Annotated in this window: 14 protein-coding genes, 12 tRNA genes and 3 rRNA genes; 25 read left to right on the top strand and 4 right to left on the bottom strand. The window is 44.3% G+C overall.

What is annotated here, in order from left to right; translation table 11 throughout:
• Window positions 1–74: 74 nt before the first annotated feature.
• Complete coding sequence (locus ACDZ29_RS12095; RefSeq protein WP_370013651.1) at window positions 75–2,258, top strand: Tex family protein; 2,184 nt, start codon at window positions 75–77, stop codon at window positions 2,256–2,258.
• Between the two features lie 78 nt (window positions 2,259–2,336).
• Here ACDZ29_RS12095 and cmpA read toward each other — a convergent pair whose 3' ends face one another.
• Window positions 2,337–2,456 (bottom strand): cortex morphogenetic protein CmpA, encoded by a 120-nt coding sequence (gene cmpA, locus ACDZ29_RS12100; RefSeq protein ID WP_089364909.1) that lies wholly within the window; start codon window positions 2,454–2,456, stop codon window positions 2,337–2,339.
• A gap of 83 nt (window positions 2,457–2,539) precedes the next feature.
• Between cmpA and ACDZ29_RS12105 the strand changes: the two genes are divergently transcribed.
• The 20 genes from ACDZ29_RS12105 to tsaD all read left to right on the top strand — a co-directional run bounded on the left by ACDZ29_RS12105 (window position 2,540) and on the right by tsaD (window position 12,230).
• Window positions 2,540–3,019: a SprT family protein gene (locus ACDZ29_RS12105; RefSeq protein ID WP_375090911.1), complete on the top strand. Its 480-nt coding sequence runs from the start codon at window positions 2,540–2,542 to the stop codon at window positions 3,017–3,019.
• A 132-nt stretch (window positions 3,020–3,151) separates the two neighbouring features.
• A tRNA-Asn gene (locus ACDZ29_RS12110) sits at window positions 3,152–3,226 on the top strand.
• A 6-nt stretch (window positions 3,227–3,232) separates the two neighbouring features.
• Window positions 3,233–3,323: transfer RNA gene (locus ACDZ29_RS12115), tRNA-Ser, on the top strand.
• Between the two features lie 17 nt (window positions 3,324–3,340).
• Window positions 3,341–3,412 (top strand) — tRNA-Glu (locus ACDZ29_RS12120).
• 15 nt (window positions 3,413–3,427) lie between these two features.
• Window positions 3,428–3,503, top strand: a tRNA-Asp gene (locus ACDZ29_RS12125).
• Window positions 3,504–3,582: 79 nt separating this feature from the next.
• A tRNA-Gln gene (locus ACDZ29_RS12130) sits at window positions 3,583–3,657 on the top strand.
• Between the two features lie 10 nt (window positions 3,658–3,667).
• Window positions 3,668–3,743, top strand: a tRNA-Lys gene (locus tag ACDZ29_RS12135).
• Window positions 3,744–3,752: 9 nt separating this feature from the next.
• Window positions 3,753–3,834, top strand: a tRNA-Leu gene (locus tag ACDZ29_RS12140).
• A gap of 59 nt (window positions 3,835–3,893) precedes the next feature.
• Window positions 3,894–3,979, top strand: a tRNA-Leu gene (locus ACDZ29_RS12145).
• Between the two features lie 18 nt (window positions 3,980–3,997).
• Window positions 3,998–4,074 (top strand) — tRNA-Arg (locus ACDZ29_RS12150).
• 7 nt (window positions 4,075–4,081) lie between these two features.
• Window positions 4,082–4,158: transfer RNA gene (locus ACDZ29_RS12155), tRNA-Pro, on the top strand.
• Between the two features lie 30 nt (window positions 4,159–4,188).
• Window positions 4,189–4,262: transfer RNA gene (locus ACDZ29_RS12160), tRNA-Gly, on the top strand.
• A 105-nt stretch (window positions 4,263–4,367) separates the two neighbouring features.
• Window positions 4,368–5,918: ribosomal RNA gene (locus ACDZ29_RS12165) — 16S ribosomal RNA — on the top strand.
• Between the two features lie 175 nt (window positions 5,919–6,093).
• A 23S ribosomal RNA gene (locus ACDZ29_RS12170) occupies window positions 6,094–9,026 on the top strand.
• Window positions 9,027–9,144: 118 nt separating this feature from the next.
• Window positions 9,145–9,260, top strand: a 5S ribosomal RNA gene (gene rrf, locus ACDZ29_RS12175).
• Together the 16S, 23S and 5S rRNA genes with 12 tRNA genes alongside form the textbook arrangement of a ribosomal RNA operon.
• A gap of 66 nt (window positions 9,261–9,326) precedes the next feature.
• A tRNA-Met gene (locus ACDZ29_RS12180) sits at window positions 9,327–9,400 on the top strand.
• A gap of 200 nt (window positions 9,401–9,600) precedes the next feature.
• Window positions 9,601–10,053, top strand: a complete 453-nt coding sequence (gene tsaE / locus ACDZ29_RS12185) for a tRNA (adenosine(37)-N6)-threonylcarbamoyltransferase complex ATPase subunit type 1 TsaE (RefSeq protein WP_375090912.1) — start codon at window positions 9,601–9,603, stop codon at window positions 10,051–10,053.
• Window positions 10,053–10,745 carry a tRNA (adenosine(37)-N6)-threonylcarbamoyltransferase complex dimerization subunit type 1 TsaB gene (gene tsaB, locus ACDZ29_RS12190; protein ID WP_289318766.1) on the top strand — a complete coding sequence of 231 codons (693 nt, stop codon included), beginning with the start codon at window positions 10,053–10,055 and terminating at the stop codon, window positions 10,743–10,745. The genes tsaE and tsaB overlap by 1 nt, the downstream gene beginning before the upstream one ends.
• Before the next feature lie 22 nt (window positions 10,746–10,767).
• The gene (rimI, locus tag ACDZ29_RS12195) at window positions 10,768–11,220 is read left to right on the top strand and encodes a ribosomal protein S18-alanine N-acetyltransferase (RefSeq protein ID WP_289318767.1); all 453 of its coding nucleotides are present in this window, start codon (window positions 10,768–10,770) and stop codon (window positions 11,218–11,220) included.
• Window positions 11,217–12,230 carry a tRNA (adenosine(37)-N6)-threonylcarbamoyltransferase complex transferase subunit TsaD gene (gene tsaD / locus ACDZ29_RS12200; RefSeq protein WP_375090913.1) on the top strand — a complete coding sequence of 338 codons (1,014 nt, stop codon included), beginning with the start codon at window positions 11,217–11,219 and terminating at the stop codon, window positions 12,228–12,230. Before rimI ends, tsaD begins: the two co-directional genes overlap by 4 nt.
• Window positions 12,231–12,508: 278 nt before the next feature.
• On the opposite strand, the gene ACDZ29_RS12205 is transcribed toward tsaD, so the two are convergent.
• Window positions 12,509–14,428, bottom strand: a complete 1,920-nt coding sequence (locus ACDZ29_RS12205; RefSeq protein ID WP_289323428.1) for an ATP-binding cassette domain-containing protein — start codon at window positions 14,426–14,428, stop codon at window positions 12,509–12,511.
• A gap of 131 nt (window positions 14,429–14,559) precedes the next feature.
• Here ACDZ29_RS12205 and moaC point away from each other — a divergent pair, with 131 nt between their 5' ends.
• Both moaC and ACDZ29_RS12215 read left to right on the top strand, forming a co-directional pair.
• Window positions 14,560–15,066, top strand: coding sequence for a cyclic pyranopterin monophosphate synthase MoaC (gene moaC, locus ACDZ29_RS12210; RefSeq protein ID WP_375090914.1), 507 nt, complete (start codon window positions 14,560–14,562; stop codon window positions 15,064–15,066).
• Between the two features lie 30 nt (window positions 15,067–15,096).
• A complete protein-coding gene (locus ACDZ29_RS12215; RefSeq protein ID WP_375090915.1) occupies window positions 15,097–15,759 on the top strand; it encodes a redox-sensing transcriptional repressor Rex in 663 nt (220 codons plus the stop codon).
• A gap of 28 nt (window positions 15,760–15,787) precedes the next feature.
• Here ACDZ29_RS12215 and ACDZ29_RS12220 read toward each other — a convergent pair whose 3' ends face one another.
• Together ACDZ29_RS12220 and ACDZ29_RS12225 are read right to left on the bottom strand one after the other, a co-directional pair.
• Window positions 15,788–16,000, bottom strand: a complete 213-nt coding sequence (locus ACDZ29_RS12220; RefSeq protein ID WP_289318772.1) for a YdiK family protein — start codon at window positions 15,998–16,000, stop codon at window positions 15,788–15,790.
• Window positions 15,997–16,722 (bottom strand): CPBP family intramembrane glutamic endopeptidase, encoded by a 726-nt coding sequence (locus ACDZ29_RS12225; RefSeq protein WP_289323430.1) that lies wholly within the window; start codon window positions 16,720–16,722, stop codon window positions 15,997–15,999. Before ACDZ29_RS12225 ends, ACDZ29_RS12220 begins: the two co-directional genes overlap by 4 nt.
• A gap of 336 nt (window positions 16,723–17,058) precedes the next feature.
• Between ACDZ29_RS12225 and groES the strand changes: the two genes are divergently transcribed.
• Entirely contained in the window at window positions 17,059–17,343 is a 285-nt protein-coding gene (gene groES, locus ACDZ29_RS12230; protein WP_053348954.1) for a co-chaperone GroES, read from the top strand.
• A 57-nt stretch (window positions 17,344–17,400) separates the two neighbouring features.
• Complete coding sequence (groL, locus tag ACDZ29_RS12235) at window positions 17,401–19,038, top strand: chaperonin GroEL (RefSeq protein WP_063235581.1); 1,638 nt, start codon at window positions 17,401–17,403, stop codon at window positions 19,036–19,038.
• The last annotated feature ends 65 nt before the right edge of the window (window positions 19,039–19,103 follow it).

The following is a 19,103-nucleotide window of genomic DNA, read 5'->3' on the forward strand; positions in this document are numbered from 1 at the left end:
TGTGTTGAATTCGCAACTTCATCTCTCATTTGCTAGACTATATATATAAGATCAAAAGGTTGGGGGTAAACATAATGATCGTTGTAGAAGATACATTAAAAGAATTGATTAAACAAATATCCAATGAGCTAACTTTGAAAAATCATCAAGTTCAAAACGTCATACAGATGCTGCAAGAGGGGAATACTGTTCCCTTTATTGCCCGATATAGAAAAGAAATGACAGGTTCACTTGATGAAGTGCAGATTCGATCCATCATGGAAAGGTGGAACTACCTGGAAAACTTAGGCCAGAGGAAAGCGGAAGTTACGCGTTCGATTGGTGAACAGGGGAAATTGACGGAAGAATTAAAAAGGCAAATCGAGAAGGCGACAAAACTGCAGGAAGTCGAAGATTTATACAGGCCATTCAAGCAAAAAAGGAGAACGAAAGCGACGGTTGCTAAAGAAAAGGGTCTTGAACCACTGGCTACTTGGCTTCTTGAATGTCAAATCCATGCTCGAGTTAGCGAAAAAGCCACTGAATTCGTATCCGCAGAAAAAGAAGTTCCTTCTATTGAAGAGGCTATTGCAGGAGCGCAGGATATCATAGCAGAACATATTTCCGATGATGCAGAATTAAGGAAGTGGATAAGGGCTGAAATTTTCAAAGCTGGAAAAATAATTTCGACTGTGAAAAATGAGGAGAAGGACGAGAAAAGAATCTTCGAGATGTACTATGAATATGAGGAGCCGGTTCAAAGGATCGTACCCCATCGGGTTTTGGCACTTAATAGAGGTGAAAAGGAAGAGGTTTTACGAATATCCATTCAGCCTCGTACGGAAATCATCATTGGTCATCTGGAACGGAAAATCATTAAAAATAACAAATCTGAAGCCCAAGATGTTCTTAAATCGGCAATTGAAGATGGACTTAAGCGTTTGATCATGCCCTCGGTGGAACGGGAAATCAGAAAAGAGCTGACGGAAAAAGCTGAGGATCAAGCTATCCATATTTTCTCTGAAAACCTCCGGAACCTGCTCTTGCAGCCTCCGCTTAAAGGGAAAGTGGTCCTCGCTCTCGATCCGGCATATCGGACGGGCTGTAAGTTGGCTGTCATTGATGAAACGGGAAAGGTACTGGATATCAGTGTAATCTATCCGCATCCTCCTGTTGCGAAGTTTAATGCTGCCCGGGAAAAAACAATCGAAATACTTCAGCGGTTCTCAGTTGAGATTGTGGCAATCGGCAACGGGACGGCATCACGTGAATCAGAGCAATTCATCGCAGATATTCTAAAAGAAGTGAACGGGAATATTTCATATATTATTGTTAATGAAGCGGGAGCCAGTGTGTATTCAGCCTCGGATATTGCCCGTGAAGAGTTTCCGGATCTTCAAGTAGAGCAGAGAAGCGCCGTATCAATTGGCAGAAGGCTCCAAGATCCCCTTGCCGAACTTGTTAAAATCGATCCTCAATCCGTGGGGGTAGGACAGTATCAACATGATGTGTCCCAGAAAAAGTTAACGGAATCCCTCACCTTTGTAGTAGAAACAGCTGTTAACCAGGTGGGCGTGAACGTCAATACCGCTTCATCGTCACTATTACAATATGTAGCTGGTTTATCAAAATCGGTTGCTCAAAATATTGTGAAGAAAAGGGAAGTGGAAGGGAAGTTTTCAAGCAGGAAGGAATTAAAGAAGATTCCCCGCCTTGGTGCCAAAACATATGAACAATGCATAGGGTTCCTGCGTATCATTAATGGAGATGAGCCTTTGGATCAAACTGCGATACATCCTGAGAACTACAGTGCCGTGAATAAATTGTTGAAGAAAATGGGATTCACATCTGTGGATTTAGGCAGTGATGCACTTAATGAAGAATTAAGGAAACTAAATCCGGCCGAGTTAGTCAATGAATTGGAAATTGGGGAAATTACGATTCAAGATATCATTGATGATTTGATGAAACCGGGAAGAGATCCTCGGGATGAATTATCAAAACCACTGCTTAAGCAGGATGTACTGAAAATGGAGGATCTACAAACTGGGATGGAATTACAAGGCACAGTGAGGAATGTTGTGGATTTCGGTGCGTTTGTGGACATTGGTGTCAAACAGGATGGACTGGTGCATATTTCCAAACTAAGCAACCGGTTTGTAAAACACCCATTGGATATAGTTGCCGTTGGGGATGTTGTGACGGTTTGGGTAGAACTGGTCGACTCTCAAAAGCAAAGGGTTTCCTTAACTATGCTCGAGCCAAAGAATCAAATCTAGCCTATGGAAAGCTCCTTCTATATTAGAAGGGGTTTTTTTAGCGAAGCGAATGTATGTTATATTTCGAACAAGTTGAATCTATAACCGGAGACTTTCTTTTTTTTGATAAAAAAACCAACATTGATTCAACATCTTCACTTGATAATAATCCTTTTCATAAAAGGCTTTACGTATTTGATTCTGGAACCAATTAGGCATAGCTTTTCCTCCCTTAGTTTCCTATTGTATTATTAGTCTATGTTATAATGGGTTGTCATGTTACCAAGGAAAGGGAGGGGGAGATGGATAATCTGCAATTGCAAAAACTAGTCGAAGAAATTTCGTTGAAAAACTTTAAAAAGACCTTTAACCACGTAGCCACTTTTAATCCGCGTCTCCGAACTACAGGAGGTCGATACTTGCTGCGTTCACACAATATAGAAATCAATAAGAAGTATCTTGATGAACGCGGTGTGGAAGAAATGATTGGCATCATAAAACATGAATTGTGCCATTATCATCTGCACATCGAGAAGAAAGGGTATCAGCATCGTGATGCGGACTTTAAGCAATTACTCAAAAAAGTCGGGGCACCGAGATTTTGTGAGCCACTCCCATCAAACCAAGTAAAGAGAAAGATGAATACTATTCAATATAAATGTGAAGACTGTCAGCAGGTGTATGTAAGAAAAAAACGAATGGACACTACCCGTTTCGTTTGTGGTAAATGTCGTGGAACGTTGATTTACCAAGGGTTCAAGGAAGAAAAAACAAAAATATAAAAAAACACAAAAGAACCCTTGACTTTAGGTTGCAACCTCTTTATAATCATAAGAGTCGACAAGATAACAACTTGTTCTTCACGACAAACACTAAGGTCCTTGAGCGTGAAAAAGGAACCCAATTTTCATTATTCCGCAGTAGCTCAGTGGTAGAGCATTCGGCTGTTAACCGAACGGTCGTAGGTTCGAGTCCTACCTGCGGAGCCATTTTTTGGGGAAGTACTCAAGAGGCTGAAGAGGCGCCCCTGCTAAGGGTGTAGGTCGCGTAAGCGGCGCGAGGGTTCAAATCCCTCCTTCTCCGCCAGTTACACATTTTATCAAGGCCCATTGGTCAAGCGGTTAAGACACCGCCCTTTCACGGCGGTAACACGGGTTCGAATCCCGTATGGGTCACTTTCTAATAATGCTGGTCCCGTGGTGTAGCGGTTAACATGCCTGCCTGTCACGCAGGAGATCGCGGGTTCGATTCCCGTCGGGACCGCCATTTTTTTTAAAAAAATACTTGCTAAAATAATATTATGGTGATATAATATTAACCTGGCTGTTAATTAGTATTTGATTAGTGGGCTATAGCCAAGCGGTAAGGCAACGGATTTTGATTCCGTCATGCGAAGGTTCGATCCCTTCTAGCCCAGCCATTTTCTTTTGGAGCCATTAGCTCAGTTGGTAGAGCATCTGACTTTTAATCAGAGGGTCGAAGGTTCGAATCCTTCATGGCTCACCATTTATTTTCGCGGGTGTGGCGGAATTGGCAGACGCACCAGACTTAGGATCTGGCGCCGCAAGGCGTGGGGGTTCAAGTCCCTTCACCCGCACTGATATTTTTCTTCTTGACATCAAGTTGAAAAGGTGTTAAGCTTACAAAGTCGCTTTCGCGGTCGTGGCGGAATGGCAGACGCGCTAGGTTGAGGGCCTAGTGGGGGAAACCCCGTGGAGGTTCGACTCCTCTCGGCCGCACCAATAACATCATAGAAATTAGCGCCCGTAGCTCAATTGGATAGAGCATCTGACTACGAATCAGAAGGTTGTAGGTTCGACTCCCGCCGGGCGCACCATATTTTACGGGAAGTAGCTCAGCTTGGTAGAGCACTTGGTTTGGGACCAAGGGGTCGCAGGTTCGAATCCTGTCTTCCCGACCATTCTTTCTGAAAATATCTTAAAAATTAAATGCGGGTGTAGTTTAGTGGTAAAACCTCAGCCTTCCAAGCTGATGATGAGAGTTCGATTCTCTTCACCCGCTCCATTATTATTGTTATTGCTCTTTGAAAACTGAACAAAACAAAGCGCCAACGTTAAATTTTAAGTGAGCACACACTATCAAAAAAGCAAAATGAGCAAGTCAAACATTTCTTCGGAGAGTTTGATCCTGGCTCAGGACGAACGCTGGCGGCGTGCCTAATACATGCAAGTCGAGCGAATCGATGGGAGCTTGCTCCCTGAGATTAGCGGCGGACGGGTGAGTAACACGTGGGCAACCTGCCTATAAGACTGGGATAACTTCGGGAAACCGGAGCTAATACCGGATACGTTCTTTTCTCGCATGAGAGAAGATGGAAAGACGGTTTCGGCTGTCACTTATAGATGGGCCCGCGGCGCATTAGCTAGTTGGTGAGGTAATGGCTCACCAAGGCGACGATGCGTAGCCGACCTGAGAGGGTGATCGGCCACACTGGGACTGAGACACGGCCCAGACTCCTACGGGAGGCAGCAGTAGGGAATCTTCCGCAATGGACGAAAGTCTGACGGAGCAACGCCGCGTGAACGAAGAAGGCCTTCGGGTCGTAAAGTTCTGTTGTTAGGGAAGAACAAGTACCAGAGTAACTGCTGGTACCTTGACGGTACCTAACCAGAAAGCCACGGCTAACTACGTGCCAGCAGCCGCGGTAATACGTAGGTGGCAAGCGTTGTCCGGAATTATTGGGCGTAAAGCGCGCGCAGGTGGTTCTTTAAGTCTGATGTGAAAGCCCACGGCTCAACCGTGGAGGGTCATTGGAAACTGGGGAACTTGAGTGCAGAAGAGGAAAGTGGAATTCCAAGTGTAGCGGTGAAATGCGTAGAGATTTGGAGGAACACCAGTGGCGAAGGCGACTTTCTGGTCTGTAACTGACACTGAGGCGCGAAAGCGTGGGGAGCAAACAGGATTAGATACCCTGGTAGTCCACGCCGTAAACGATGAGTGCTAAGTGTTAGAGGGTTTCCGCCCTTTAGTGCTGCAGCTAACGCATTAAGCACTCCGCCTGGGGAGTACGGCCGCAAGGCTGAAACTCAAAGGAATTGACGGGGGCCCGCACAAGCGGTGGAGCATGTGGTTTAATTCGAAGCAACGCGAAGAACCTTACCAGGTCTTGACATCCTCTGACAACCCTAGAGATAGGGCTTTCCCCTTCGGGGGACAGAGTGACAGGTGGTGCATGGTTGTCGTCAGCTCGTGTCGTGAGATGTTGGGTTAAGTCCCGCAACGAGCGCAACCCTTGATCTTAGTTGCCAGCATTCAGTTGGGCACTCTAAGGTGACTGCCGGTGACAAACCGGAGGAAGGTGGGGATGACGTCAAATCATCATGCCCCTTATGACCTGGGCTACACACGTGCTACAATGGATGGTACAAAGGGCTGCAAACCTGCGAAGGTAAGCGAATCCCATAAAGCCATTCTCAGTTCGGATTGTAGGCTGCAACTCGCCTACATGAAGCCGGAATCGCTAGTAATCGCGGATCAGCATGCCGCGGTGAATACGTTCCCGGGCCTTGTACACACCGCCCGTCACACCACGAGAGTTTGTAACACCCGAAGTCGGTGAGGTAACCTTTATGGAGCCAGCCGCCTAAGGTGGGACAGATGATTGGGGTGAAGTCGTAACAAGGTAGCCGTATCGGAAGGTGCGGCTGGATCACCTCCTTTCTAAGGATAATTACGAGAGCGCTTTTGTTTTGTTCAGTTTTGAATGAGTAATTCATTCAGATAGGGAAGAAAAACATCACGATGTGGTGGATTCTTTCTGCTTTGTTCCTTGAAAACTAGATAATAGATAGAAGGCAATTAATTTTTTTCAAAGCATCTGTAAGATCTTTTTAACGGTTAAGTTAGAAAGGGCGCACGGTGGATGCCTTGGCACTAGGAGCCGATGAAGGACGGGACTAACACCGATATGCTTCGGGGAGCTGTAAGTAAGCTTTGATCCGGAGATTTCCGAATGGGGAAACCCACTGTTCGTAATGGAACAGTATCTTTACCTGAATACATAGGGTACTGAAGGCAGACCCGGGGAACTGAAACATCTAAGTACCCGGAGGAAGAGAAAGCAAATGCGATTTCCTGAGTAGCGGCGAGCGAAACGGAATTAGCCCAAACCAAGAGGCTTGCCTCTTGGGGTTGTAGGACACTCAACATGGAGTTACAAAGGAACGGGGTAAATGAAGTGACCTGGAAAGGTCCGTCAAAGAAGGTAAAAACCCTGTAGTTGAAACTTCGTTCCCTCCTGAGTGGATCCTGAGTACGGCGGGACACGAGAAATCCCGTCGGAAGCAGGGAGGACCATCTCCCAAGGCTAAATACTCCCTAGTGACCGATAGTGAACCAGTACCGTGAGGGAAAGGTGAAAAGCACCCCGGAAGGGGAGTGAAATAGATCCTGAAACCGTGTGCCTACAAGTAGTCAAAGCCCGTTAATGGGTAATGGCGTGCCTTTTGTAGAATGAACCGGCGAGTTACGATTTCATGCGAGGTTAAGTTGATAAGACGGAGCCGCAGCGAAAGCGAGTCTGAATAGGGCGAATGAGTATGAGGTCGTAGACCCGAAACCAGGTGATCTACCCATGTCCAGGGTGAAGTTCAGGTAACACTGAATGGAGGCCCGAACCCACGCACGTTGAAAAGTGCGGGGATGAGGTGTGGGTAGCGGAGAAATTCCAATCGAACCTGGAGATAGCTGGTTCTCTCCGAAATAGCTTTAGGGCTAGCCTCAAGATGAGAGTATTGGAGGTAGAGCACTGATTGGACTAGGGGCCCCCAACGGGTTACCGAATTCAGTCAAACTCCGAATGCCAAATACTTATTCTTGGGAGTCAGACTGCGAGTGATAAGATCCGTAGTCGAAAGGGAAACAGCCCAGACCACCAGCTAAGGTCCCAAAGTATACGTTAAGTGGAAAAGGATGTGGAGTTGCTTAGACAACCAGGATGTTGGCTCAGAAGCAGCCACCATTTAAAGAGTGCGTAATAGCTCACTGGTCGAGTGACTCCGCGCCGAAAATGTACCGGGGCTAAACGTATCACCGAAGCTGTGGATTGACACCATTAGGTGTCGATGGTAGGAGAGCGTTCTAAGGGCGTTGAAGTCAGACCGGAAGGACTGGTGGAGCGCTTAGAAGTGAGAATGCCGGTATGAGTAGCGAAAGAAGGGTGAGAATCCCTTCCACCGAATGCCTAAGGTTTCCTGAGGAAGGCTCGTCCGCTCAGGGTTAGTCGGGACCTAAGCCGAGGCCGAAAGGCGTAGGCGATGGACAACAGGTTGATATTCCTGTACCACCTATACATCGTTTGAACGATGGGGGGACGCAGAAGGATAGGGTAAGCGCGCTGTTGGATATGCGCGTCCAAGCAGTTAGGCCGGAAACGAGGCAAATCCCGTTTCCATTAAGGCGGAGCTGTGATGGCGAGGGAAATATAGTACCGAAGTTCCTGATTCCACGCTGCCAAGAAAAGCCTCTAGTGAGATGTAAGGTGCCCGTACCGCAAACCGACACAGGTAGGCGAGGAGAGAATCCTAAGGTGTGCGAGAGAACTCTCGTTAAGGAACTCGGCAAAATGACCCCGTAACTTCGGGAGAAGGGGTGCTTTTTAGGGTGAATAGCCCGGAAAAGCCGCAGTGAATAGGCCCAGGCGACTGTTTAGCAAAAACACAGGTCTCTGCGAAGCCGCAAGGCGAAGTATAGGGGCTGACACCTGCCCGGTGCTGGAAGGTTAAGGGGAGAGGTTAGCGCAAGCGAAGCTTTGAACCGAAGCCCCAGTAAACGGCGGCCGTAACTATAACGGTCCTAAGGTAGCGAAATTCCTTGTCGGGTAAGTTCCGACCCGCACGAAAGGTGTAACGATCTGGGCACTGTCTCAACGAGAGACTCGGTGAAATTATAGTACCTGTGAAGATGCAGGTTACCCGCGACAGGACGGAAAGACCCCGTGGAGCTTTACTGCAGCCTGATATTGAATTTTGGTACAGCTTGTACAGGATAGGTAGGAGCCTGAGAAGCCGGAGCGCTAGCTTCGGTGGAGGCGTTGGTGGGATACTACCCTGGCTGTATTGAAATTCTAACCCGCGCCCCTTATCGGGGTGGGAGACAGTGTCAGGTGGGCAGTTTGACTGGGGCGGTCGCCTCCTAAAGAGTAACGGAGGCGCCCAAAGGTTCCCTCAGAATGGTTGGAAATCATTCGTAGAGTGTAAAGGCACAAGGGAGCTTGACTGCGAGACCTACAAGTCGAGCAGGGACGAAAGTCGGGCTTAGTGATCCGGTGGTTCCGCATGGAAGGGCCATCGCTCAACGGATAAAAGCTACCCCGGGGATAACAGGCTTATCTCCCCCAAGAGTCCACATCGACGGGGAGGTTTGGCACCTCGATGTCGGCTCATCGCATCCTGGGGCTGTAGTCGGTCCCAAGGGTTGGGCTGTTCGCCCATTAAAGCGGTACGCGAGCTGGGTTCAGAACGTCGTGAGACAGTTCGGTCCCTATCCGTCGCGGGCGCAGGAAATTTGAGAGGAGCTGTCCTTAGTACGAGAGGACCGGGATGGACGCACCGCTGGTGTACCAGTTGTCTTGCCAAAGGCATAGCTGGGTAGCTACGTGCGGACGGGATAAGTGCTGAAAGCATCTAAGCATGAAGCCCCCCTCAAGATGAGATTTCCCATGGCGCAAGCTAGTAAGATCCCTGAAAGATGATCAGGTTGATAGGTCAGAGGTGGAAGCGTGGCGACATGTGGAGCTGACTGATACTAATAGATCGAGGACTTAACCAACGCTTTTTAAAAAATGAAATACCTTCTTATTATCTAGTTTTGAAGGAATGAAAATTTCTTCTTGCATTTTGATCTCATACATGATATGATAATGAATGTACTGAAAAAAGATTAAATGTTTGGTGGCGATAGCGAAGAGGTCACACCCGTTCCCATTCCGAACACGGCAGTTAAGCTCTTCAGCGCCAATGGTAGTTGGGGGTTTCCCCCTGTGAGAGTAGGACGCCGCCAAGCTATAATCTTCGTATCCTTTTTGAGAAAATGGGAATACTAAATTTATAAAAGTAGCATTTATACCGTCGCGGGGTGGAGCAGTCCGGTAGCTCGTCGGGCTCATAACCCGAAGGTCGCAGGTTCAAATCCTGTCCCCGCAATCATGAAAAAAACGAAACTTAGGTTTCGTTTTTTTGTTTTATCCGAAATTCGAATAATTATGTCCCTAACTTATTTGTTTCTTCTTTTGAAACAAGGTAAACTACATATAGAATGGTTATTGTTCCATAATACTGTGTTTATGGTTCTCTTGATATGAACTATAGGACGTTTTCCTAATAATGATAAAGGTGATTGATATATGCAACATTTTGAATGGATTTCTCAGGGTGAAGAAGAAACAGCGCAATTTGCGCATGAATTGGCACAAAAACTTTCGAGTGGTGATGTACTTGCTTTAGAAGGTGACCTGGGTGCAGGAAAAACGGCATTCACAAAAGGGCTAGCTAAAGGATTAGGTGTAACTAGAGTTGTAAATAGCCCTACTTTTACAATAATAAAGGAATACATCGGGCGAATGCCTTTATATCATATGGATGTATATCGGGTAAGTGAATCAGAAGATGATTTAGGCTTTGATGAATATTTTGAAGGTGATGGTGTGACTGTCGTTGAATGGGCCCATTTAATAAAGGATCATCTCCCGGATGAAATCTTGACCATATATATTTATCGTCTTAGTGATACAAGCAGACGTATTGTCTTAGAGGCCAAAGGCGAACGATATGTAACGTTATGTAAGGAGATTATTTGATGAAGGTTTTAGCTATAGATACATCGAATTTTACATTAGGGATTGCACTGGTAAACGGGAGTCAAGTAATTGGTGAGTATACGACGAACCTAAAGAAAAATCATTCGGTTCGGGTAATGCCAGCAATTGAAACGCTGCTAAGTGATTGTGATACTAATCCTAAGGAATTGACTAAGATAGTGGTCGCTCAAGGTCCAGGCTCCTATACAGGTGTCAGGATTGGTGTGACGATTGCGAAAACCTTGGCATGGACGCTTCAGATTCCGTTATCAGGTGTATCCAGTTTGGAAGTATTAGCAGCCAATGGACGTTATTTTAACGGGTTGATATCTCCCTTGTTCGATGCAAGAAGAGGGCAGATTTATACTGGATTATATGAAATGGAAAACGATTTGTTAAAAACAGTCATGGAAGATTGTAATATTCTATCCTCTGAGTGGGCGATTCGATTGAAGGAATTAAATCGTCCCGTTTTATTTGTTGGTCAAGATGTGGATATCCATCGAGATGCTATTACGGATGCATTGGGCAATTTAGCAGTATTTGCTCCGGTACAGTCCTTTAACTCAAGACCAAGCGAACTTGCTTTCATTGGTCTTGAGAAGGACGAAGTGGATGTTCACCAGTTTGTACCGAATTATATTCGCATGGCTGAAGCAGAAGCTAAGTGGCTTGAACAGCAGGGGAAATAAAAAAGGAAAGCGACCGATTATTATGAGTAAAACATTGACGTTCCGAAAGATGAAAACGGAAGATATCGACCAAGTGCTTAACGTGGAAAAGCAGTCCTTTACATTGCCTTGGAGCCGGGAAGCCTTTTTTAATGAATTGAATCATAATCAATATGCTGTGTACATGGTGATAGAGGATGAGGGGAAAATTGCCGGTTATTGCGGTGCGTGGATCGTCATTGATGAATCGCACATTACCAATATTGCTATTTTACCTGAATACCGTGGGCAAAAGCTTGGAGAAGCTTTGCTCAGGAAGATGATTGAAATCTCCATTGCGATGGGTGTGGTGAGGATGACGCTTGAGGTCCGTGTCAGTAATGCAGTTGCCATTTCACTTTACGAAAAACTAGGTTTCCAAATGGGTGGAATCCGGAAAAATTATTATACAGATAATCAAGAAGATGCTTATGTTATGTGGGTGAATTTTTCATGAAAACAGATCAACTTATATTAGGAATTGAAACCAGCTGCGACGAAACTGCGGCAGCTGTCATAAAAAATGGAACAGAAATACTGAGCAATGTCGTGGCTTCACAAATAGAAAGCCATAAACGTTTTGGCGGTGTCGTCCCCGAAATAGCTTCCCGTCACCATGTAGAGCAAATTACGATTGTTCTTGAAGAGGCACTGCTCCAGGCAGGTGTGACATATGAAGATTTGGATGCCATTGCCGTTACAGAAGGCCCCGGACTTGTAGGGGCACTATTAATAGGCGTGAATGCAGCTAAGGCTGTAGCTTTCGCACATGGAATCCCGATTGTTGGTACGCATCATATTGCGGGCCATATCTATGCAAATAGACTTATTCAGGAAATCCAATATCCTGCCCTTTCTTTAGTCGTTTCGGGAGGTCATACGGAATTGGTGCTTTTAGAAGAACCGGGTTCTTTCAAGGTGATAGGGGAGACGCGGGATGATGCAGCAGGAGAGGCGTATGATAAAGTGGCTCGAACTTTGGGGCTCCCTTATCCTGGTGGACCGCATATAGATAGGCTTGCGCAAGAAGGCTCACCAACTTTGAAACTGCCCCGGGCATGGTTGGATGGCAGCTATGACTTTTCTTTCAGCGGGTTGAAATCAGCAGTAATCAACACTTTGCATAATGCAGAACAGCGCGGGGAAGAAATTGAACCTAAAGATTTAGCGGCAAGTTTCCAAGCAAGCGTGATAGAAGTGCTTGTTATGAAAGCTGTAAAGGCTGCAAAGGAATATAATGTGAAGCAGGTACTGCTTGCTGGAGGAGTTGCGGCAAATAAAGGCCTGAGGGAAGCGTTAACGGAAGCTTTTAAGGATTTACCTATGGATATATCGATTCCGCCCCTCCACCTTTGTACGGACAATGCGGCCATGATCGGTGCTGCTGGCAGTGTCATGTTTGAAAAAGGAAAGCGCTCTGGATTGGATTTGAACGGAAATCCTGGATTGGATATAGAAGCATTTTGATTGACGAGAAGGCAGGATTCCGAACTTCGGCATCCTGCCTTTTTATCGTGTTTAATAAAAAAATAGAATATTCTGTGGATAAAGTTTTTTTGATAATCATACTGGGTGTGTATAAATGGGTGGTTTTGTGGATAAGTGGATATGTTTCTGTGGATAATGTGTATAACTCAAATTAATGCCTAGTGAACGGTAAGTGATTTGTTAACAAGTTTGTGGATAACTTTCAAAACCATTTTACATGAAAAAGAAAAGACCGAGTCATTTGACTCGGTCAATTGTCATTCTTCCAGCTCAGCCCATTCTTCGAGAAGCCGGTCTAATTTTTCCTGTGCTTTATCAAGCTTTGTTTGGACTTCCATTACTTTCTCATGATCTTGGAAAACATTTGGGTCACAAAGAAGTTCATTATACTCGTTTATTTCGGTTTCAAGAAGCTCCATGGCAGCCTCGATATCCTCAATGCGCCGTTTTCGCTGACGTTCGGCTTTTTTTGCTTCTTTATCGATTTTATAATTTGTTTTTTCTACGAATACATCTAAGGTTTTCGCTTGATTCTCCTGTTCAAGTGCTTTGATTTCCGCTTGCTCCTGTTTCTTCTCCACATAGTAATCATAATCACCGAGGAATTCTTCGTTGCCGTCTTTGGAGAGCTCGATCACTTTCGTTGCTATCCGATTAATGAAATAACGGTCATGTGAAACGAAAAGAATAGTTCCCGGATAATCGATCAATGCGTTTTCAAGCACCAATTTACTATCGAGGTCTAAATGGTTCGTTGGTTCATCAAGAATTAAAAAGTTCCCTTTTTCCATCATCATTTTGGCTAGAGCAAGCCGGGCCTTTTCGCCGCCGCTTAGTGTGGAAACGGTTTTTAAAACATCGTCCCCGCTAAAAAGGAAATTACCGAGTACGGTGCGTATGTCCTTTTCCGGTTTAAGGGGATAGTCATCCCATAATTCATTGAGTACGCGTTTATTGGAAACAAGGTTAGCCTGTTCCTGATCGTAGTAACTGACTTCGACGTTCGTTCCGAAACGGAAATCCCCGGAAAGTGCAGGCAGTCTAGAGATGATCGTTTTCAATAACGTTGATTTTCCAACGCCATTTGGGCCAACAAGAGCTATGCTCTCTCCTTTTGTCATCCGGGAATTTATATTTTTTGATACCATTTCCCCTTCGTAGCCGATAGCCAAGTCCTGAAGGTGAAGGACTTCATTTCCGCTTTGCTTTTCAATCTGGAATGAAAAATTTGCGGATTTTTCATCACCTTGCGGCTTGTCCAATACATCCATCTTTTCGAGCTGTTTGCGTCTGCTTTGTGCTCTTTTCGTGGTGGAAGCCCTTGTGATATTGCGTTGGACAAAGTCGCGAAGCTTTTCGATTTCCCCTTGTTGTTTCTCGAAAAGCTTCATGTCCCGCTCATAATCTTCCGCTTTGCCCTCTAGGTAAGAACTATAATTACCATAGTATTTTTTCATGTTGTTCCGGGAAATTTCATATACCTGGTTTACGACTTTATCTAGAAAATAGCGGTCATGGGAAACAATAAGAACAGCTCCTTGGTAGCCTTGTAAATATTGCTCAAGCCAAGAGAGCGTTTCGATATCCAAATGGTTCGTTGGCTCATCCAGAATCAATATATCCGGTTTCCTTAAAAGCAGTTTCCCTAAAGCAAGTCTAGTTTTTTGCCCACCGCTTAAAGTGGAAATTGGGGTAGAATAGTCAAAGTCAGCAAACTGAAGTCCATGCAATACGGAACGGATATCCGCTTCATATTGATAACCGCCCTTTTCCTTGAATGCTACCATCAAAGTGTCATATTCATTCAACACTTTTTGGTAAATTACTTCGTTTTCAAAGATGTCAGGTCTGGCCATATCGGCCTCAAGGCGACGCAGTTCTTTTTCTTGCTCTATAAGGTCCTTGAATACTGTCAGCATCTCATCCCAAATGGTAAGTTCCGATTCCAGTCCCGTATCCTGGGCCATATATCCGATGGTGACGCCTTTTGGTTTGATTATTTCACCGCCATCATGGGAAATCTGCCCGGCTATGATTTTTAGCAGAGTGGATTTCCCGGCGCCGTTACGGCCAACAAGTGCAATTCGATCTTTATTTTGAACTTCGAGCTTCATATTTGATAAAATAAGTTCAGCTCCATAATATTTCGATAGTTGATTGATTTGTAATAAAATCATAGATTTCACCTCAATTGATTATTGTTAGTGTAACGTATTTTAGTTATTATCGGCAACAGCTTGGTTCCAAGCTAAAACAAGCTGTTACATAAAGTGGAATAATAGTGTATGATTTAGGAGGGGTTACTTAAATGGGAGACTTAACGCATTTTAATGAGCAAGGCAGGGCCAAAATGGTTGATGTGAGTGCTAAGCCTGAAACAACCCGGACGGCTATAGCTCAATCGAGCATTTTATTGAACGATGAAATATATGAATTGGTCACGAACCAGAAAATGAAAAAGGGTGATGTACTGGCTGTTGCACAAGTTGCAGGAATAATGGCCAGCAAGAATACATCCAATATAATTCCGATGTGCCACCCCATTGCTCTGCAAGGGGTCAATATAGCCTTTGATTGGGAAAAGGAAGATCAAGGATATAGGCTTAGGATTGAAACGGAAGCTAAGACAAAAGGGAGTACAGGTGTGGAAATGGAAGCGTTAACAGCTGCATCCGTGACTGCCTTGACTGTTTATGACATGTGTAAGGCCATTGATAAGGGAATGGTAATCGGGCCTACATTCTTAGTGGAGAAAACAGGCGGATTTTCTAGCAACGATTATAAAAGACAAGTAAAACAAACAGATAGAGATTAAGTTGAAAAGCATGTGTGAAGGCGGGGAAGAATGATGAACCATGACCCAAAGATACCGCAGGCAACAGCCAAAAGGTTGCCATTGTATTATCGATTTTTAAAAAACTTACATTCCTCAGGCAAACAAAGAGTTTCCTCGGCAGAGCTAAGCGAAGCCGTAAAAGTGGATTCTGCTACCATTCGCCGTGATTTTTCCTACTTTGGCGCGCTTGGGAAAAAAGGCTACGGCTACAATGTCAATTATTTATTATCCTTCTTTAGAAAAACACTAGATCAGGATGAATTGACAAAAGTCGCTTTAATCGGGGTAGGAAATTTAGGGACCGCTTTTTTAAATTACAATTTCATGAAAAATAATAATACGAAGATTGAAATGGCATTCGAAGTCTCTGATGATAAGGTCGGTAAGCAAATAGCTGATGTGCCAATCTACCATATGGATCAAATCGATACACTATTGCAGGAAAATAATATTACTGCGGCTATTTTGACAGTGCCTGCCCAGGTAGCCCAGACGATAACCGATCGTCTAGTCAAAGCCGATATAAAAGGAATATTGAATTTCACACCTGCACGGCTGACAGTACCTCCATCCATAAGGGTTCACCACATTGACCTGGCTGTGGAGCTTCAGTCGCTCATCTATTTTCTGAAACATTATCCTGTAATGGAAGAAGCTGCATTGGAGGAATGAAAAAAACGCTGCATCATAGCAGCGTTTTTTATTTTTTCTTATTTTTTTGGGCGGCTTTAATCTTAAAGTGAAGCATGATCATGCGTAATCCCGATCCAAAGTCCAGGGTCGCGATCAGTACAAGTATGTAGGCAAAGATTCCCCATCCTGTAGAACTGACGGTTTGAATCGCGATAGCGGTAAAAAGAGCTCCTAAGCCTGCATAGATGATGCCCATGAATAATGGTGATTGACGTTTCATAATAAACCTCCGATGAATGCCTGTGCAGTATCTATCATCTTCTCAATATCTTTCCGATATACCACTTGAAGGATGATAACAAGCGTATTCATCGCAACATGAGCGCTAATGGACACGATGATGCGGCCCGTTTTCGCATAAAGGAAAGCAAAGGTGAAGCCCATTGCCGAATATAAAAGAAGATGTTCCAATTCACCATGCGCCAAGCCGAAAATAACTGAACTGAGTAAAGCTGAAATAAAGAAGTTAAAGCGTTTATGAAGTGATCCGAAAATGATTTTCCGGAAAATGATTTCTTCCAATATAGGTCCAATTACTGAAGTGACGAAAATGACCATGGGGACTTGGTAAATGAGTGAAATGAGCTGCTGCGTATTTTCAGATTCAGGCTCCACCCCAAGCATCTGTTCAATGCTCCCGGCAATGCTTTGCGCAAAAAGAGCCATGAACACTCCTGCTATTGCCCATAATATGGACATGGGAATAGAATCTTGATTCCTTGTGTCCACCTTTTCCCTCATATCTTTTCTTATTAAAAAAAGAATCAAGGATAGAGCAACGAGAAAGCTGAATACGATCCAGTATGCTGCAGACTTCACTTGGAGTTCATCAGCAGGCATTCCAGTTGAAGACCCGATCAGCATGAAAATGGGTACCCCAACGATACTGGATAATTGCATGGCAATGTAAGTGATGATGACGAACCAATATTCTTTTTTCAAAAATGAAAACTCCTTTTATTTTGTCACCCATTTCGCTTAGAACGTTCCAAATATGGGGACAATCAATAAACGCATACTCCAAAATGGTATCAAATATTGAAGCATAACACCACTTAAAGGTACCCCTAATCAAACATTTCAGTCACTTTGTTAAAAGAATCATTATGCTAAAGTAGTATACCCGTAATTTATCAGAAATTAATAAAAAATTTTCGATAAGATACTTGCAAAAAAGGCTCGGTTTATTTAATATTATAAATGTGTTAGCACTCGATGATGAAGAGTGCTAATAATCATGAAACAAATTATCAAGAGAATATGAGGAGGTTGTTTCACTTGTTAAAACCATTAGGTGATCGCGTTATTATTGAACTAGTTCAATCTGAAGAAAAAACTGCAAGCGGTATTGTTCTTCCTGATACTGCAAAAGAAAAGCCACAAGAAGGTAAGGTAGTAGCTGTTGGTACTGGCCGTGTCCTTGAAAATGGCGAACGTGTTGCTTTAGAGGTTGCCCAAGGCGATCTAATTATCTTCTCAAAATATGCAGGTACTGAAGTTAAATACGAAGATACTGAATACTTAATTTTACGTGAAAGCGACATTCTAGCTGTAATCGGCTAATTATACATCATACTTAACTGAACGAAAATTTTCTTAAATTTTAGGGAGGTACTTATAATGGCTAAAGAAATTAAATTTAGTGAAGAAGCACGCCGCTCAATGCTTCGTGGTGTGGACGCACTTGCAGATGCAGTTAAAGTAACGCTTGGACCAAAAGGTCGTAACGTGGTTCTTGAGAAAAAATTCGGTTCACCGCTTATCACTAATGACGGTGTGACGATCGCTAAAGAAATCGAACTCGAAGATGCATTCGAAAACATGGGTGCGAAATTGGTTGCTGAAGTAGCAAGCAAAACAAACGACGTAGCTGGTGACGGTACAACCACTGCAACGGTTCTTGCACAAGCCATGATCCGTGAAGGTCTTAAAAACGTAACAGCTGGTGCTAACCCAATGGGTATCCGTAAAGGAATCGAGAAAGCGGTCAATACTGCAATTGCAGAATTGAAAGCCATTTCCCAACCTGTTGAAAACAAAGAATCAATTGCACAAGTTGCAGCCATCTCTTCAGCTGATGAAGAAGTGGGCCAACTGATTGCTGAAGCAATGGAGCGCGTTGGTAACGACGGCGTCATCACAATCGAAGAGTCAAAAGGTTTCACTACTGAATTGGACGTTGTAGAAGGTATGCAGTTCGATCGTGGATATGCATCTCCATACATGGTTACTGATTCAGATAAAATGGAAGCTGTCCTAGAGAATCCATACATCTTGATCACAGATAAAAAAATCACGAATATCCAAGAAATCCTTCCTGTACTTGAGCAAGTTGTTCAACAAGGGAAACCGCTATTATTGATTGCTGAAGATGTAGAAGGCGAAGCGCTTGCAACTCTTGTTGTGAATAAACTTCGTGGAACATTCAACGCAGTTGCGGTTAAAGCTCCAGGATTCGGTGACCGTCGTAAAGCAATGCTTGAAGACATCGCAGCTCTTACAGGCGGCGAAGTAATCACTGAAGAAATCGGTCTTGACCTTAAATCTGCAACAATCGATTCATTAGGCCGTGCGTCTAAAGTGGTTGTTACAAAAGAAAATACAACGATCGTTGAAGGTGCTGGAAATACAGCTCAAATTCAAGCTCGTGTAAACCAAATCCGTGTTCAATTAGAAGAAACAACTTCTGAATTCGACCGTGAAAAATTACAAGAACGCCTTGCTAAATTAGCTGGTGGTGTAGCGGTAATCAAAGTCGGTGCAGCTACTGAAACAGAATTAAAAGAACGTAAACTTCGTATTGAAGATGCATTGAACTCCACTCGTGCCGCTGTTGAAGAAGGTATCGTAGCCGGTGGTGGTACAGCACTTCTTAACGTATACAATAAAATCGCTGAAATTCAAGCGGAAGGCGACGTAGCAACAGGCGTGAAAATCGTTCTTCGTGCCATCGAAGAGCCTGTACGTCAAATCGCACACAACGCTGGACTTGAAGGCTCTGTAATCGTAGAGCGCCTTAAAGGCGAAGCAGTAGGTACTGGCTTCAACGCAGCTACTGGCGAATGGGTCAACATGATTGCATCCGGTATCGTCGATCCTACTAAAGTAACTCGTTCAGCTCTACAAAACGCTGGTTCTGTAGCAGCTATGTTCTTAACGACAGAAGCTGTTGTTGCTGACAAACCAGAACCTGCTGGCGCTGGCGGCATGGGCATGCCTGATATGGGCGGCATGGGCGGAATGGGCGGCATGATGTAATCATCGCCTAGAACCCTTGGTATATAGGGGTTTGTAAGGTGGAGATTAGTGAAATGCTAACTTTT

This window comes from Peribacillus sp. RS7 (assembly GCF_041956845.1).
In the GTDB taxonomy this organism is placed as follows: domain Bacteria; phylum Bacillota; class Bacilli; order Bacillales; family DSM-1321; genus Peribacillus.

What these genes read in the sequence shown, in the direction of transcription:
- ACDZ29_RS12095 (WP_370013651.1), top strand. Translation starts at nt 75, where the DNA reads ATGATCGTTGTAGAAGATACATTAAAAGAATTGATTAAACAAATATCC.
- cmpA (WP_089364909.1), bottom strand. Translation starts at nt 2,456, where the DNA reads ATGCCTAATTGGTTCCAGAATCAAATACGTAAAGCCTTTTATGAAAAG.
- ACDZ29_RS12105 (WP_375090911.1), top strand. Translation starts at nt 2,540, where the DNA reads ATGGATAATCTGCAATTGCAAAAACTAGTCGAAGAAATTTCGTTGAAA.
- tsaE (WP_375090912.1), top strand. Translation starts at nt 9,601, where the DNA reads ATGCAACATTTTGAATGGATTTCTCAGGGTGAAGAAGAAACAGCGCAA.
- tsaB (WP_289318766.1), top strand. Translation starts at nt 10,053, where the DNA reads ATGAAGGTTTTAGCTATAGATACATCGAATTTTACATTAGGGATTGCA.
- rimI (WP_289318767.1), top strand. Translation starts at nt 10,768, where the DNA reads ATGAGTAAAACATTGACGTTCCGAAAGATGAAAACGGAAGATATCGAC.
- tsaD (WP_375090913.1), top strand. Translation starts at nt 11,217, where the DNA reads ATGAAAACAGATCAACTTATATTAGGAATTGAAACCAGCTGCGACGAA.
- ACDZ29_RS12205 (WP_289323428.1), bottom strand. Translation starts at nt 14,428, where the DNA reads ATGATTTTATTACAAATCAATCAACTATCGAAATATTATGGAGCTGAA.
- moaC (WP_375090914.1), top strand. Translation starts at nt 14,560, where the DNA reads ATGGGAGACTTAACGCATTTTAATGAGCAAGGCAGGGCCAAAATGGTT.
- ACDZ29_RS12215 (WP_375090915.1), top strand. Translation starts at nt 15,097, where the DNA reads ATGATGAACCATGACCCAAAGATACCGCAGGCAACAGCCAAAAGGTTG.
- ACDZ29_RS12220 (WP_289318772.1), bottom strand. Translation starts at nt 16,000, where the DNA reads ATGAAACGTCAATCACCATTATTCATGGGCATCATCTATGCAGGCTTA.
- groL (WP_063235581.1), top strand. Translation starts at nt 17,401, where the DNA reads ATGGCTAAAGAAATTAAATTTAGTGAAGAAGCACGCCGCTCAATGCTT.